Annotated in this window: 13 protein-coding genes; 2 read left to right on the forward strand and 11 right to left on the reverse strand. The window is 40.7% G+C overall.

The features are described 5' to 3' along the window. Positions 1-24: 24 nt before the first annotated feature. Positions 25-345: a hypothetical protein gene (locus AB4140_RS01455; protein ID WP_102520806.1), complete on the reverse strand. Its 321-nt coding sequence runs from the start codon at positions 343-345 to the stop codon at positions 25-27. A gap of 287 nt (positions 346-632) precedes the next feature. Here AB4140_RS01455 and AB4140_RS01460 point away from each other — a divergent pair, with 287 nt between their 5' ends. Together AB4140_RS01460 and yghU are read left to right on the forward strand one after the other, a co-directional pair. After that, positions 633-2705 carry a M13 family metallopeptidase gene (locus AB4140_RS01460; protein ID WP_102439045.1) on the forward strand — a complete coding sequence of 691 codons (2073 nt, stop codon included), beginning with the start codon at positions 633-635 and terminating at the stop codon, positions 2703-2705. Between the two features lie 293 nt (positions 2706-2998). Further along, a complete protein-coding gene (gene yghU, locus AB4140_RS01465; RefSeq protein ID WP_102477068.1) occupies positions 2999-3856 on the forward strand; it encodes a glutathione-dependent disulfide-bond oxidoreductase in 858 nt (285 codons plus the stop codon). 191 nt (positions 3857-4047) lie between these two features. Here yghU and pdxY read toward each other — a convergent pair whose 3' ends face one another. From pdxY to AB4140_RS01515, 10 genes are all read right to left on the reverse strand, one after another. After that, complete coding sequence (gene pdxY / locus AB4140_RS01470; RefSeq protein WP_303458993.1) at positions 4048-4902, reverse strand: pyridoxal kinase PdxY; 855 nt, start codon at positions 4900-4902, stop codon at positions 4048-4050. Positions 4903-5019: 117 nt separating this feature from the next. Further along, complete coding sequence (locus AB4140_RS01475) at positions 5020-6183, reverse strand: BamA/TamA family outer membrane protein (protein WP_371999490.1); 1164 nt, start codon at positions 6181-6183, stop codon at positions 5020-5022. Between the two features lie 311 nt (positions 6184-6494). After that, on the reverse strand, positions 6495-8105 hold the full coding sequence (locus AB4140_RS01480; RefSeq protein ID WP_371999492.1) for a bifunctional aspartate transaminase/aspartate 4-decarboxylase: 1611 nt from the start codon (positions 8103-8105) through the stop codon (positions 6495-6497). A 90-nt stretch (positions 8106-8195) separates the two neighbouring features. After that, complete coding sequence (gene aspT / locus AB4140_RS01485; protein ID WP_371999494.1) at positions 8196-9899, reverse strand: aspartate-alanine antiporter; 1704 nt, start codon at positions 9897-9899, stop codon at positions 8196-8198. A gap of 767 nt (positions 9900-10666) precedes the next feature. Then, positions 10667-11557 carry a UTP--glucose-1-phosphate uridylyltransferase GalU gene (gene galU / locus AB4140_RS01490; protein ID WP_102439059.1) on the reverse strand — a complete coding sequence of 297 codons (891 nt, stop codon included), beginning with the start codon at positions 11555-11557 and terminating at the stop codon, positions 10667-10669. Between the two features lie 47 nt (positions 11558-11604). Further along, positions 11605-12972, reverse strand: coding sequence for an O-antigen ligase (locus AB4140_RS01495; RefSeq protein ID WP_303502827.1), 1368 nt, complete (start codon positions 12970-12972; stop codon positions 11605-11607). After that, positions 12972-13691: a hypothetical protein gene (locus AB4140_RS01500; RefSeq protein ID WP_102439063.1), complete on the reverse strand. Its 720-nt coding sequence runs from the start codon at positions 13689-13691 to the stop codon at positions 12972-12974. Before AB4140_RS01500 ends, AB4140_RS01495 begins: the two co-directional genes overlap by 1 nt. Before the next feature lie 20 nt (positions 13692-13711). Beyond that, entirely contained in the window at positions 13712-14437 is a 726-nt protein-coding gene (locus AB4140_RS01505; protein ID WP_102439065.1) for a tyrosine-protein phosphatase, read from the reverse strand. Continuing rightward, the gene (locus tag AB4140_RS01510; RefSeq protein WP_371999497.1) at positions 14434-16749 is read right to left on the reverse strand and encodes a GumC family protein; all 2316 of its coding nucleotides are present in this window, start codon (positions 16747-16749) and stop codon (positions 14434-14436) included. The genes AB4140_RS01505 and AB4140_RS01510 overlap by 4 nt, the downstream gene beginning before the upstream one ends. Then, positions 16750-17286, reverse strand: coding sequence for a polysaccharide biosynthesis/export family protein (locus tag AB4140_RS01515; protein WP_102477065.1), 537 nt, complete (start codon positions 17284-17286; stop codon positions 16750-16752). Between the last annotated feature and the right edge of the window lie 14 nt (positions 17287-17300).

The following is a 17300-nucleotide window of genomic DNA, read 5'->3' on the forward strand; positions in this document are numbered from 1 at the left end:
TAAGAGGTTAGCGGCAACTACTGATTAATCGTTAATCATCGACTCGCATTCAAAACCTTGCCTCATTGAATCAAAGCGGCATTTAGACCCACATTGCCAAGGGGCATTCTGATAAGTGACAGACATATCTTGGGAGTAAATTTTGCATGAAGCATAATCATTAAAACCATCTTGCATCAAATAACTGGCTGACTCATAACCATTTTTATAAACAAATGATGTCCAAGTTTCGGGGCTATGGCTTTGGTGAGCCTTGGTAATATAGATCACCGCTGAAACCGTTGCTAACAGCAAGCTTAAAATGATGATAATTGATTGTTTATTAGCAATTGGGTTGCTGGACATAATTAGCCTAAAAAGCTGAAACTGAATTGTATAAACTAGTTATACACAAACTACGCGCAGATTAATATGCGCCCGTTAACTGCGGTTAAAACTCACCGCCCAAACAAGCTTTAAAGCATGGTGTTACTACTTCTAGCCGAATATCTTAACGCCCAACAATGCTTTGCTCAAACTTGCTAACAATTACAAGGTTGACATTTCCCCTTGGCTTAACAATATTGTTAGCTAATTTTTATCTAAAAAACGCTCTATAAATACTTTAATTACCAACAAGGAAGAAGATAATAATGAAAAAGTCCTTAATCGCCCTCGCCCTCGCCTCCAGTTTTTTAAGCGCATGCGGTACATCTGATGTCAAAGTCACTAATGAAGCAGCAGAAGTCACTGCCCAAGCCAAAGGCGCAGCTGAGCTTGGTAGCTTTGGGGTTGATTTAAGCGCCCGCAATGAAGCAGTTAAACCCGGTGATGACTTCTTTATGTATGCCAGTGGTACTTGGTATGACAACTTTGACATGCCAGCAGATAAAACTCGTTATGGCGCATTTACAGCATTAGCTGAGCGCAGTGAAACCCAAGTTAAAGAAATCATTGATGATATCACCAGCCGCAATGACTTAAATGCTGAAGAGCAACTTATCGCTGATTTTTATAATGCTTACATGGACACTAACACCATTAATAAGCTGGGTGTCAGCCCAATTCAAGCAACCCTTGATAGCATCAACAACATTAACAACACCGACGACTTAACCAAAGTCTTCGGTCAAACTTGGTTAACCGATGCTGCATCGCCAATTTATGGTGGCATGTGGTTTAATCGCATCAATCCAGATCAATATGAAATGTCTATTGGCGCAGGTGGTCTAGGTTTACCCGACCGTTCTTATTATCTAGAAGACAGTGAACGTTTCGTTAACATCCGCAAAGCCTATGTTGAGCACATTACAGCCATGCTGGCTTTCACTGGTATCAAAGATGGCAGCGCTCGCGCTGAAGCCATACTGGCATTAGAAACAAAAATTGCTGAAGGTCAATGGCCAAGAGAAAAGCGCCGTAACCGCGACCTGACCCTCAACCAAGTTAAACGTGCTGATTTAGCAGCGCAATACCCAGGCTTTAATTGGGATTTATTTATCGAACAAACGGGCTATCAAGTTCCACAATTAAATATCTCACAGCCTGAGCCAGTTAAAGCAATGATTGCCTTAATTAATCAGCAGCCACTTAATGTTTGGCAGGATTACCTTAAGTTCCACACCATCAGTAATAATGCAGAATTATTATCTGAAGACATCTACAACACCAGCTTTGCTTTTTACGGTAAAGAGTTAAGCGGGCAAGAAGAGCCTAAACCACGCTGGAAACGCGCAGTCGCTGAAATGTCGGGCACGCAATCATTAGGGTTTGCGATTGGTAAAGTGTATGTGGCACGTTATTTCCCTGAATCATCAAAACAGCAAATGGCGGAATTAGTTGAGAACTTACGTACTTCTCTCGGTCAACGTATTGATGGCCTAGATTGGATGGGTGCTGAAACTAAAGTCAATGCACACGCTAAACTTGCCGCATTTAAACCAAAAATTGGTTACCCAGATGTATGGCAACAGTTTGATGGTTTATCACTGACAAGCAAAGATTTAGTGGCGAACATCCACAACCTACGTCAATATTTTCATGCTGACAGCGTCGCTAAAGAGCTACAAAAAACCGACCGTAACCGTTGGGGCATGACGCCACAATTTGTCAATGCCTATTACAATAGTTCATTCAACGAGATTGTATTCCCAGCCGCAATTTTACAGCCACCATTCTTTGACCCTAACGCAGATGCCGCAGTGAACTACGGCGGCATTGGCGCCGTTATTGGCCACGAAATGGGCCATGGTTTTGATGACCAGGGCTCAAAATCGGACGCCAACGGTATTCAGCGTAATTGGTGGACCGACTCAGATAGAGCGGCATTTGATGCTAAAGCTGACCAGCTAGCAGCGCAATACAGTTTATATGAGCCAATCCCAGAAAACTTCGTTAATGGCCGTAATAGCCTTGGTGAAAATATCGGTGATGTTGGCGGCTTAGCCATGGCGTATAACGCTTATCAACTGAGTTTAAACGGCAAAGAAGCGCCGATTATTGATGGCCTTACAGGCGATCAACGCTTCTTTTTAGCATGGGCGCAAGTGTGGAAAGAAAAACGTACTGAGCAAAGTATGTTAAGTCAGCTTCGTGCAGGTACTCACGCGCCAGGGCGTTACCGCGCATTAGCGCCACGTAACCATGATGCATGGTACAAAGCCTTTGATGTTAAACCTGGTGACAAGCTGTACCTACCAGAAGATCAACGTGTGCGTATTTGGTAGTTAAGCAATAATCAGAGCTAATCAAACTTGATTAAAAACCCAAAATGCCAGTTCAATTGACTGGCATTTTTTATCTTTAAGTTATGTAATGAACCCACTTTAAAGTAACAGTCAATCCATATGATATTCGCAGCTGAACAATAACCAATGGTTATGAGCTTTATCATTGTTAATTTCGTATTAGTCCCAATATCTGATTTATACCCGCGCATATAACAACGCACGCTTTTAAAACACATGCTTTTAAAACACATGTTTTTAAAACAGAATAGTGACACAGATAAGGAAACATCATGAGCAACGAATATGTACCACCAAAAGTCTGGACCATGAATCAAGAAAATGGTGGTCAATGGGCAAGTATTAACCGACCAGACTCAGGCGCTCGTCACCAAAAAGAATTAGCTATTGGCAGCAACCCAATTCAGCTGCATTCATTAGCCACACCAAATGGCCAGAAAGTCACCATCATGCTAGAAGAGCTACTAGCCAAAGGGGTAAAAGAGGCAGAATACGATGCTTACTTGATTAATATTGGCGAAGGTGAGCAGTTCTCATCAGGCTTTGTTGATATCAATCCAAACTCTAAAATTCCAGCATTATCCGATAACTCAGGTGCTAAAGCGGTGCGAGTATTTGAGTCTGGCGCGATTTTAGTTTATTTAGCAGATAAGTTCGGTCACTTCATACCAAAAGACTTTGCTCTGCGCACAGAAACGCTAAATTGGTTATTTTGGCTTCAAGGAGCAGCGCCTTATCTAGGGGGCGGCTTTGGTCACTTTTATGCATATGCCCCAGAAAAATTTGAATACCCGATTAATCGCTTCGCTATGGAAACCAAACGTCAACTTGATGTGCTTGATAAGCAATTAGCGAAACATGCCTTTATTGCCGGTGATGAATACACCATTGCCGATATGGCAATTTGGCCATGGTACGGCAGTTTGGTGCTGGGCCATCTTTATGATGCTGCAGAGTTTTTAGATGTCGCAAGCTATCCGAACTTAGTTCGTTGGGCCAATATTATTGCCCAGCGCCAAGCAGTAAAGCGTGGTCGTATCGTCAATCGCTCATGGGGCGAAGAATGGGAGCAACTGCCTAATCGCCACAGTGCAGCTGATATTGATGAGGTACTGAATAAACAGCCGTAAATTAAGCGTCTTAAAATTCTTAATTCAGATAATAGCTATGCCATTTAAACAAAAAACCACGCTTAATCTAATTAGCGTGGTTTTTATTTAGCTCTGATTTATTCAGTTAGGTCAAAGGCCTTATAACTAAACATTGCGATACTTATTTATTAAAGCCAAATCATTAAAGCTCAACCTATAAACCTAAACCACTAAACTTTAATCGCTTTAAAGTGCTCTGAAGGTGTGACCAGCTCTTGCTGGGCTGCAATAGTTTGTAGCTCCCACTGGCGCTGATGGGCGGTCTCTTTTAACACGCCATAACAAGCATCTGTTGCATGTTCAAATGCCTCAACAGCAGATAAGCCTTGCACTAAACTTGCGGTAAATAACGCCGAAATTAAATCACCAACACCAACTGGCTGTTTTACGAACTCAAGTTGTGGACGCTGACTGATATAACAACCCTCTTGGGTTGCCAGCATCATGGTGAATGTCTCATCAGCGATGCTGTGTAAATGCTTAACCAACACAATATCAGGCCCTAAAGACAATGCTTTTTGGCAAGCTGCTTTAGCTTGCTCAAGATTGGTAATATCCATTTGAGTGAACTGACTCAGCTCAAATTGATTAGGTACAATCACATCAGCCAGAGGCATAACTTGTTTAATTAATTGCTCAGTAATACCATCAGCCAAAATACAGCCCTTTTCAGGGTCACCCATTACAGGATCACACACATAAATAGCCTGAGGATTGATCTCTTTAACCGTTTTAATGGTTTGGATCACTGCTTGGCACTGCTCAGCACTACCTTGGTAACCTGATAGCACCGCCTGACAATCTGCAAGCTTACCTATGTTACCAATACCCGCCACCAGCTCATTAATATCATCGGCAGAAAAAGCCCGCCCAGTCCAGCCCTGTTGGTACTGAGTATGATTTGAAAACTGCACTGTATGAATAGGCCAAACTTCTAAACCCATACGCTGCATAGGAAATACTGCTGAACTATTTCCTGCATGCCCGTAAACAACATGCGACTGGATCGAAATGACACCTTTCATAACACTCTCTTTTATTTATGTTTTAAGAATAATTAACTATCTACATTTAAAGAATATCAGTTAACGACAACCAATATAAACAACATCTAATGTAAGTCATAGACTAAAATAACGATATTAAAATGCTTCCCCGACAGAAAGATAAAGCGCATCATTATTATTGGATGAGCGAGCATAATCTAAGCTTAAATTGATTCGCTCTGCTGGTTGTAGCATAAAGCGCACGCCAATACCGTATGAAGGAATGATATCATCAGATTTATCCGCATGATTCACATCATCCAATTTACCTGCGCCAATAAAACCCACTAATCCCCAGCGCTTATGAAAACGCCAACGGGCTTCAGCTTCTGTTTCAATGGCACCTAAGGCCATATATTCAGTGGATGAAAAACCACGTAACCCTAAACGACAAGCTGCCCATAGCGGCACGTTACCCTCTTTCAAACAGCCTTTTAATTTATAAGCCACGGTTATCGACTCATGCACAGGAAAATAACCATCAAACTCTAATGAATAAGATTCAAAGTTGGTATCACTGCCAATGGCATCATCAAAAAAAGTGCCGTTGAGCTTAAAGTAATAACCATCATAAGGGTTAGTAGGCACATCACGAGAATCATAAATAATCCCAGCACCAAGTCCTGCGGAGACAATTTCATTTCGTAAATCAAAATCGATGGAGCTAATGTTAACATTAAAGTCTTGTTCAAAATCAATGAATACCCCATTAACTCCGACAAACCAATTACCACTAATGCGCCGCTCCAATTCAAGCAGTGCACCGTAGCCAGAAATATCCCAATCAACGTCGATAGGTAAACCAAGCAACTCGGTTGACACTAACGGCAGCTTTAAATCGGCATAGGCGACCCCACCTTTTAAATGCCAGTTATTATTATCCCAATAACTGGCATGGCCAACTGCCGCGCCCCAACTGTCATTACTGGAATAAAACCCTGCGATACCGGTAACAGAAGGAGGTTGTACCGCTTTTTGCTCTGCGGTTTGTGGATAAAAGTAGCCCACTAATCCGCCTAAACCTGAATCAATGGTCGGATTTGAAAACGGAATGGGCGCTGCCACAAAATTGCCTTTATTCACGGTTAAAGGTGCTTGGTTTTCTTTTAAATTTGGCACTAATGAGCTTGGCTCATTGGCCGCACTGTCATTTGCAGAGCCTTCTTTTACCGTGCTGTCATTGGCCGCAAAACTTATTGCTGGTGTCAATATCACCCCCAATAATCCCAACACGATAGTCTTTAGTTTGATAGCCTTCATGTTTAGTCCTTTAAGTCGTTACCCATCATTAAGCGCGTATATTCTGCACGCCACTTCAGCTTTCATCATATGATGTTTGATTTTAAACATAAAACTTTACATCAATATTAATATTAATATTAATATTAATATTGTGAAATATGTTCCATCGCTTGTTAATTAATCATAGCAAAGCGCAGGCATAAAAGCCGATAACACCTGAATGATGGCCAACGAGCCTAAAACCCAAAAAAAATGCCAATCAAAGGATTGGCATTTTCACCTCTCAATCATCAGTCAATATTTGACTGATTAACTGCGGTATTGATTAACTAGCTTGCTTGATACTCTGCATAGTAGCCATCAAGTACGACTCTTGTCGCACGACCAATTAACTCATAATCGTAGTGAGTTAGGTTAGCTAGTGATACACGCACTGAAGCATGAACAACATCAAATCCTTTACCTGGTAATAAAATTACCCCTGTTTTGTACGCTAACACAAAGAGGAAGTCTTGACCTTTATTGTTATCTTTAAACCACTTTACAAAGTCTTCGCCATAAAGTTTACCACCTAAAGCATCTAACTCTAGTAGGGTGTAGTAATCAACACGGTCTTCGTTTTCTTCAATTTCAACACCCATGTTTTTATACAATGTGATGTAACGTTCACGAATAATACGTTTACAGGCTGCTTTGTAATTATCTTCCAAGTCCATTAAACAACTTAATGAAAATAATGCCATTTGCACCTGTTGTGGTAATGCTAAACCTGCTGTGTGGTTTAGGGCTACAGCACGACTATCGGCAACGATACGGTCAATAAACTTAATGTCTCTTGGTTCAGGTGTCAGTGTTTTATAACGGTTATCTAACTGTAATTGATGCGCTTCTGGTAACGCACGCATTGCATCATCAAATACGTTTTCATAATGAATACCGATAGTACCTAAACGCCAGCCGGTTGCACCAAAGTATTTTGAGAATGAATACACACATAAGGTGTTGTATGGCAGTTTGGCAAATAGCGAAATAAAGTTGTCTGCAAATGTGCCATATACGTCATCAGTGATGATGAACAAATCTTTGCGCTGTGTGTTAACAAAGTCAGTTAAACGGTCTAACGTATCGTTTGAAAACTTAACCGATGCAGGATTGGCAGGGTTAACCACACACAATAGTTTGATACCGGTATCAGCTAATTTTTCAATTTCTGATTGTGGTAACTGCCATGTATTTTCGTCTAGACGAATTTCAACAATTTCTAGCTCATATTCAGCAAGCTCTGGAATCTCTAAATAAGGGGTAAAGATAGGCGTCACTAACGCCACTTTGTCGCCTTTTTTAAGTAAACCATTGTTGAACATTGTCGCAAAAGTATAAGTCATAGACGCAGTGCCACCTTCAGTAGCGAACAGGTCAAAGTCAGTTGTCATTGGCATTGGGCCATACATTTCTTCACCTATGTACTGCTTAACCACTTTTTCAATGTTGGTTAACATACGTGAAGGCACAGGGTAGTTACAGGCTAAAAACGCGTTTACAAATTCGTGTAAAAAAGCTTGCTTATCAATACCTAAACGGTCATTAGCATAGCTAATTGCTTTTTGTAAAAACTTAACGCCATCTCTGTTTAGGTTTTCTTTTGCGAAAGTGTCAAAACGTTCAACAACGCCAACACCATCCGGAATACCACCAAAACCTTCGTTTAAGTATGAGTAGCTGCGCTCTGATTCTTCGATAGCAAAATCGCCTAAACGTAAGAATGCTTTACGAGGTAAGGTGGCCAAGAAGTTGGGGTTACCGCGGCCCGCATCCAATAAAATACGATCTGGAACGGTTTTAGCCACTTCAATCAATTTATCTTTTAATTCAAATGGGCTTAAGTTGGCAAATTTAGTGAAATCGATTGTTGGTACAGTTTGAGTATTTGATGTAGTCATAATATTTTACCTATTTATCAATTTAAAAGGGTGAATTTGGGGTGATAGTCGATAAGAGGAGAGGTCACTCTCATCGACTATCTAGGGTAATTATTGGGTTGAAATAATGCCGACAATGATTGGACCCCAAAGGGTGAGTAATACATTGGCAATGGCGTAAGTGACCGTGAAAGCAAATACCGGTGTTGCATTACCTGCTTTTTCAAGTAGAGCTGCAAAGCCTGGATTAGCGCTGCGGCCACCTGCAACACAAGCTAGTGCTTCAATCGGGTTCTTAATCTTCAATACGTAGTAAGAGATAAAGAAAGAGATAATTTGTGGAATAATGGTTACCGCGACACCTAGGAACAATAAGGTTAAACCGTTTTCTTTAACCATATCGATTGCCTGAGGTCCTGCTTGTAAACCGACAACCCCAACAAATACCGCTAAACCAAAGTCACGTAAGAAGTTTGAAGCGCCCAGTGGCAGTGATCCCATATTTGGTTTACGACTACGTAACCAGCCCACAAATAAACCTGAAATCAAACAACCTGCACCTGAACCAATTGTCACTGGAATACCGGCTATTTCGAAGTTAATCAGACCAATTAATAAGCCACCTACCATACCTAAACCAAACAGTACGTAGTCAGTTGAAAATAATGAAACTAAACGCTTACCGATGCCTTTTTCGATACGGTTAATATCTTTTGCAGAGCCAGTGACTTGAATAATGTCATTTTTATGGACGATAAAATCGGCTGAAATATTTTGCGAGTTACCACCACGGATCACGTCGGTAACATATACACCACGTAAGGTATCCACGTTAGTTTCAGCTTTAATCTGTGCAAGTGTTTTACCAATTAATTGCTTGTCATTAGCAACAAGTTGACGATTTTCTTCAATTAATACGGTGCCACGTGGTAATGCCACTTCATGCTTGGCTGACTCTATGTGTCCAGCGATAGCTTGGCGAAGACCGGTTACCACTAAGATGTCACCCGCTTTTATCACCACTGATTTATCAACTTCAATGTTTTGACCATCACGTGAAATCATTTCGATAGCGGTATCAAGCAGATCACCGTTTACAGTTTGAATATCTTGACCAATTAATCGACTGTCTGTAGGAATTTTATAAGCACGTGACACAAGATCTGTCATCGCATTAAATTCACCTGGCGCCAGCTCAGGCTTACCGTCAGACATTTTTTCAGCTAGCTTTAGTGCTTCTTCGCGGATATCCCATTTCATAAAGGTCGGAATTAACCATGACACCATTAAAATTGGGCCTAACGAACCAAAGATGTATGTTACGGCGTAACCCACAGCCACATTGGTTTGCATCAAGCTTTTAGCTTCTTCGGTCATGCCACCTAATTGAGATATCGCATCACCAGCAGTACCAATAATGGCTGATTGCGTTAAGCCACCGGCAGCAAGACCTGCTGCAGTACCACTGTCTAAGCTAAATAACTTAGCTGCCACTAATACCGTAATTAAACCGGTTACCGTCATCACGACAGCGGAAAGTAAAATGTTGATAGTTTTGAAGTTAAGCGCGCCAAAGAATTGAGGCCCACCTTGATAACCTACCGCATAAATAAATAATGCGAAGAAGATGGTTTTGACTCCAGGGTCTATTTGCACACCAAATTGGCCAATTAATACTCCCATCAACAAGGTACCTGCGACACCACCAAGAACAAAACGTCCTATGGTAATTTTGCCGATCAGATAACCAAGTGCCAGAGTAATAAACAACGCAATATAGGGCGAAATAGCAAAAAGATTTTGGATGATATTCATAATCATTGCTGCCTTACAGGTTAAGTTTACATATTAAGAATTAGGTGGAGCGAACTGACTGGCATATTTGCTAGAATTAACACTGCTGAATCCAGATTGAACCTTTCAATCTGACCGTTTGACCAGTGATACCTTGTGTCTTTCGCTTCCTTGGAAAACATCATAGGGATAAACATACAATCCGATTAATAAATTTTGATGGATCTAACCCTTCGTAAAAGACAAAATAAAGTCAAACCATCAAATACCAATAAAAACCCCTTGATAACTATAACCTTAAGCCATACTCACTTAGGGGTAGTTGATTTCTAAGATTGCTAGACTTATTAAAATAAATTAAAAAGCTAAAAAATAGACGAATTAGATAGGAAATGGCGAACTATGCCTTCGCGTTCAGAATTGAGCGCCAAGTAAAGTTAGCTTAACTCACCGACTAAATGATTATGAAGTATCAGCAAGCTTAGCGGTTTAGCGGTTTAGCGGTTTAGCGGTTTAGCGGTTTAGCGGAGGACTATCCAACAATATAATGGCTTTGATTGGGCTCTTTACCCATACCTCGACCACACAACATAAAACACTGTTTTATATATTATTAACATAAATTTTAGGTACAAAAAAACCTAACCTCAAACACCATTTTAGCGTTATTGCCGCAACAGTATCGAAGATTAGGTTTTAGTTTGTCAGCCTTTTCAAGCAAAGACGCTAGGGCTGGCTCGGTAGCACCGCATATAACAGTATATAAATCACAATTTCATTAACTTACATTAGTCGTATTCGGTTAATAACAGTTTAATTTCACGACTAAAATCGCCGCCATATTTAGCATCTCGCAAACCGTATTCAACAAACGCTTTCATATAACCAAGCTTATCGCCACAGTCATGGGATTTACCCGTCATATTAAAAGCTTCCACCGCATCTGATTTAATCAGCATATCAATAGCATCAGTTAATTGAATTTCATCCCCTGCGCCCGGCGGCGTTTGGGCTAGTAAATCCCAAATTTTTTCGGACAACACGTAACGACCAACCACGGCTAAATTTGACGGCGCTTGACCCACTGCAGGCTTTTCAACCATTTTATACACTTTGACTGACTCTCCAGCCATCACGGTTTCACCAGCGCAATCTGCAATGCCGTACTTATTCACTTGCTCATCAGGTACAGGGGCCACCATAATTTGACTGGCTTGGGACTCCTGATAACGCACCAGCATAGAAGCTAAGTTTTCAGTTCGCTGATCCGCTGAGTAGGCATCTAAAATGACATCGGGCAACACCACTGCAAATGGATTATTTCCAATACAGGGTTTTGCACATAATATCGCATGGCCTAAGCCCTTAGCCTCACCCTGACGCACATGCATAATGGTGACATTTTTAGGGCAAATAGACTGCACTTCATGTAATAACTGACGTTTAACCCGTTTTTCTAAGGTTGACTCTAACTCGTAAGATTTATCAAAGTGGTTTTCAATTGCATTTTTACTGGCATGAGTCACCAATACAATTTCTTTAATTCCCGCACTGACACATTCATCAACAATATATTGAATTAAGGGTTTATCAACAATGGGTAACATTTCTTTAGGTATGGCTTTGGTAGCTGGCAACATACGCGTGCCTAAACCTGCAACGGGAATGACAACTTTCATAAAATATCCTTATTTAACTAGCGCTAAATTGTATAGTAAAAGTAAAACTAAAATGATTTTCGAGCCTTTCGCTGAGGCTCAGAAGGTAAATAACGAACCGACCAACACAGGGTTATTATGGTTAAAAACAGTAACGTATTGGCTGGTGCTTGTAGATGGAAATCAACCGAGATATGCAAGAGCATATATACGATAGCCATAGCACAACCAAATGCGATACCCTTATAAAGCTTGTTATTGCGTAGATACATTGTTCGACAAGCAAGCCAAAACGAATACAACACCCAAGCGCCTAATATCACCGTCATAACAACACCATACTCAATTACAAATTGCACATATTCATTATGGGCATGATCATAAAAACCAGAGTAAAACTGGGGTTGGTATTGCGGAAAAACCGTATAAAAGCTGCCTCCTCCTGTACCTGTAAAAAGATTATCTTGAATGATAGGTAAGCTATCAATAACCACATTATCGCGGGTTTCTGAAGCAAAGCTGGTCTCAGCTAAGCGCTGCTTAACTTTTTCAATCCCAAAAATCGAACCAACAATAATCAAATCTAAAATAAAAATACTGATAACTAAGGGTTTAAACAATGTCGGCGGGCGGCGGTAAATAAATAATGCAATAACCGACATCAGGCCTAAAGCAGCAAAAAAGCCCGCATTGCCCATCCGCGAACGGCTCATTATTAGTCCTATAACCATCAACACGATTGCTAAACGTAAAATTAATTTTCGACTTAATAGTGTTGATATCATCCCGATAAGCATGGCGCGCTTATCTTGATCGTGCTTAGTGGTTTTAAGCTCTGATAACAGCCAACCAAACGCAATGCTTAAACATAAGGCTAAATAATTAGCAAAATGATTTTGATACACAAAGGATCCACGGGCCTTTTCGCCATCACTAAAACCTAAAATGGGCGAGGCATCTAACTGCAGTAGATTCAGAATCACCCCATAAAAAGCCTGCAAACACCCTGATAAGATAATTGCTATAAACAGCCACCTTAAGGTTTTAGAATGCTGACAATATTGGCTTAATAAGAAAATAAAAATTGAATAACACAGAGTCTTAAGGAGTTGTTGTTGAGTCTGGTAAGGGTCGACACTATCAATACCTGGAAGCCAATTAAGATACTGTAAAAATAAATATATCAATAACAGCCCTGGGGGGAGCAATAATTGCTTTTGCCACTGGTAGCGAAAAAATGCACTATCATGCTTCAGGCAATAGCCAAGATGTACTATCCCCAGTGATATTGTTGTAAATTCAAGGATCGCCAACGCCCAAATACGATTACTGCCTAAAGGGATTGGCATCCAAATAATCACCACACACAGAACCAATATCATAAAATGATCAAAGCGTCCGCTGAAAACCTTCGTTGGTTTGGCAAGAGTATCCATTAACGACACAGTTCCTTTTCAACCCAGTTTTTATCTTTGGGAGTAAACTCTGGGGTGATAAATTTAAAGTAGGTACATACTATTGGCGTCATGTCATATTGCGTGGCTAAGCGCTTCAAATCAGTGCGCACGTCCCAGCTAGCCATAGCTGAAATCCGCGCCGTTTCAAAAACGTTTTTCTTTTGTACTAGGGTTAACTGAGGCCAATATGCAAAACCGATGGCTAGAATTTGATGCAATACTTCAGGGGTATAAGGACCGTACAGTACAGCCTTATCTAATAAAGGCCATACTTGTGACACATCATGCTGAATGAAGGCTAAATTATATGCGTAATCACTATAAGCATTAGGCCATGTCGGCCTTTGGGAAATGGCATTGGTATATAACTGGTTAAATAGTGCGTTATTGGCAGCGGCAAAATTTGCATATACGCCCCACTCCATGACTTTTGCCAAGGTCAATAAATAGTGAGGGTTTTTACTATCAAGGTTATAAGCATTATCAGCGGCCAATAATGCCGCTGAGTATTGAAGCTGGGTAGGAGGGTTATTTTTCTGCCAATGATCAATATAGAATCGGGATTTAAAATGATACGCACTGGCCATGCCTTTTTGCACAATAACCGGCAATATCGCCGCTAGCAAAAGGAGTAAAAATACATATATCAGCCTTTGCCTTGACCAAGTGAAGTTTTTTATCATTTTAAACTTCAACATTTTATGTCATCACCTTATGATTATTGAAATAGCGAATTAGAAATAGTTCTGGGCATCTCTGTCGTTAATGCAAAAGCGTACTCTTCATCAACTAAGCTACTAACCAATTGCTTTGCTTGGGCAATTTTAGGTGGGCGACGTTTTAAGGAATGGCAATCTGAAGCGATGATGGAATAAAAACGCTCTTTTAAAAATTGCTCACTCAATTGCTGCGGCGCCGAGCCAAAATCGCCAATTAGCGACGCTGCTGTTAACTGAAATAAACAGCCAGCTTGGACAAAGGGCTTAATTCTATGGGGGTGGTTTTGCAGCTCTCTATTACGTTCAGGGTGAGCAATCATCGGTAATACATTTTTACTCAATAACCAGCTAATTAACCTATCTGTTCCCGCTGGGATATGGCTACTGGGTAACTCTAATAGTAGGACATCTTTTTGCTGATAATGACCAATAAAAGGCAATTTATGTTGCTCAACAAACAAGACGATTTCTGGTGAAATCCGCACTTCCGCTGCCGCGCGCAATTCAATAGCAATGTTAGAGCTAACTAGGGCTTGTGAAAGCGCCTTATAAGCTGCAGATATTGAGTTGATATCATTGTCATATATGCCTAGATGGATATGCGGGGTTGCCACCATGCGGGTTACCCCTTGCTCCTGTGCCAAAGCCATTAAACTCAGTGCTTCATCAACGGATTTAGCTCCATCGTCGATATTGGCTAATACATGGCAATGTAAATCAATCATACTTTTATATTGTCCAAGTCAGAAAACGGCTTAGGCTTATCTTTGGCGGCATAATCTGCAAACTGCACAGGTTTATCTTTAGGAGTCTGATCTGCGCCGTAAGCTTTATAGTAGCCATAGTCACCTTGGTAATGCTGTGCATCTTTCGTATTAAACTGGTTTAGAACGACACCAAAGACTTTACTTCTCGCTTGATTTAATTTTGCTAAGCTTAATTTAATCACTTCATTACGGGTATGATCGGCTTTTACCACTAATACCGTTGCATCACATAACGAAGTAATAATCAATGCGTCACTGACGGCATGTATTGGAGGTGTATCAATAATGATTTTAGTGTATTGGGTTTTAAGTAAGGTTAACAATTTAGGAAACTGGCTAGAAGACAGAAGCTCCTGCGGGTTAAGTGGCACGGCTCCTGCGGGCATAAAGTCAACGTTCGGTTTAACATCGGCAACGATACAATGAGGCAAGCTTTCTGTACCTGATAATATATTAGCAAGCCCTGGCTGATAAGAGGGTAAACCAAAACGCTCGCCCATACTGGATTTACGTAAGTCCGCATCAATTATCAATACTTTTTCCATCGTAGAAAAAGCAAAGCCTAAGTTCATTGAAGTGCTGGTTTTCCCTTCGTTAGGCGTCGATGATGTCACTTCAATGGTAGAGAAGTCACTGCCCATGGCCATTAATGACATCGATGTTCTTATGGTGCGAACCGCTTCTGCATGTAAAGGCTGATTATTATCGTAAAAGGCGAAGTTAATCTCTTTATAAGTAGCTCTTTTCTTGGCTTTTGGAATATAACCTAATGCCCGCTGCGATAATATTTTTTCTACATCATCGCTATTTTTGATGGTGTCATTTAATCCATCAAGCACTAACACCATGACCACCCCAAAGCCTAAGCTGGCAAAAAAGGTCAATATTACAATCAGCTTTTTATTGGGTTTAGTAGGATAGATTGGCACAATCGCTCTGTCAGTAAAGCGGGCGATAGGCGAGTCAAAACTGCCGGTCACTTCGGTTTCTTTTTGACGAGCAAGAAAGCTATCAAACAATTGTTGATTAGTATCAACTTCACGCAGCATGCGACGGAAATCAGTATCTATAGTGCTCAGGTTTTGAAAAGAGCCTTTTGATTTATTAAACTGCGCTTCTAACCCCTTCAGCTTACGTCCTGCTGTTTGCGCTTCTTCTTCAATACCTCTCACTAATCTTGCTATTTGGCTATGTAAATTACTCTGTACTGATTTAAGCTCAGCTTTTGCCGCGATCATTTTTGGATGCTTTGGCCCATAAATTTGCTCAAGCTCAGAAACTTTTCTTTCAACAATCACCACTTCACGCTTAACATTTTGAATCGAGGGATGGGAGGTTACTTCAGGTAAGCTTTCTAAACGGCTGATATCAGTAGCACCGTAGCGCCTGACCACGGTAATAAAACTCTCTGCCTGCGCTTTGCGTGAGCGTGCCATGGCAATTTCATCACTTAATCGTTCGAGCTCTTTAGCATCTAACGCTGTGACCCCTTCAACATCAACCAGACCATTCGCCCGCTTAAAAGATTCTAAGCGTGTTTCAGATTCATCTAGCTTTAATCTTAGCTCTTCTAGCCTTCCACCTAACCAAGTATTGGCCTTTTGTGTCATGCCAACCTTTGCTTCCAATTGACTTAAAATATAGGTATCTCCCACCACATTAGCCACTAATGCGGCCAAGGCGGGATCTGAGCTTTCATAACGAATATGGACCAATTGCGTTTTTCTAACCGGTGAAATACTGATATCTTCGGCAAAGGTATCGATTAATTGTTGCTTAACAATTTCTTGGTCAACATTTTCTGTAGCACTCCCTTCAGGCAATAAGTCATCAGGTAGGTACTCTTCGGGAATATATTCTTTTGGAATAAAATCGAGTAAATAGGCTAGTTGACTAAGCAAACTTGGTTCTGAGACAAATGCAGGGTGATTTATTAAATCTAATTCGTTAAATACTCGCTCTGCAATTGAGCGTGATTTTATAATTTCAAATTGAGTTAAATAATATTCTTGCTGCCCTGAATTAATACCATAAACTTCATCTATTTTAATAGCATTAGCCTGTTCTGATTCGATCAATAAGGTAGACTTTGCACTGTATATTGGCGTCATTTTCAATACGACAAAAATAACCAAAGCAGTAATCAACATCGCAAAGGTTAATATGCGCCATTTAAAACGCATAACAGGTTTTATTAGCTTTTTGAAATCAATTAGCTGATCCATTTGAATTTGAGGCAATGGGTTGGCTCGCCTTTCCTGCTGAGTCATTTAAAAGAACCTCTGTTCAATGGTAATAGTATCACCAGCAAAAATCTTACTGTTAATGTTGCCACGCTTGGAGTTTACCTTTGCGCCTTCTCGGGAAATATTGATTTTGTCTTCTGAAGCCCGCTCAGTCAGCCCACCGGCTAGTGCGATGGCTTGGTTAACTGTCATTCCTGGCTGATATGGATAGCCACCCGGTTTTTTAACCTCGCCGTGAATATAAAAAGGTCGATATTCCACCATTCCGACATAGACACTAGGCTCAACAAAATAATCCCCTTTAAGACCCTTATAAACAATTTGCTCCACTTGTTTTATGGTCAAACCGTTAAGTTTAATTGGGCCTAAAAAAGGAAAATTAATGGTGCCACTATTGGTGAGTTGAGTTTCCAAGGTTAAGGCGTCCTCACCATACACTTGAATAATAATGGTATCACCAGCCCCTAATAGGTAACTATCATCAGACTCGACCGCCTCTGCAGTCGATGTCAGCATCATGGATACAAGAGCTAAAACTAGACTTAAAAATAGAAATCTCATGATTGCACCAATAA

Source organism: Shewanella sp. 10N.286.51.B2, from assembly GCF_041469265.1.
Lineage (GTDB): Bacteria > Pseudomonadota > Gammaproteobacteria > Enterobacterales > Shewanellaceae > Shewanella.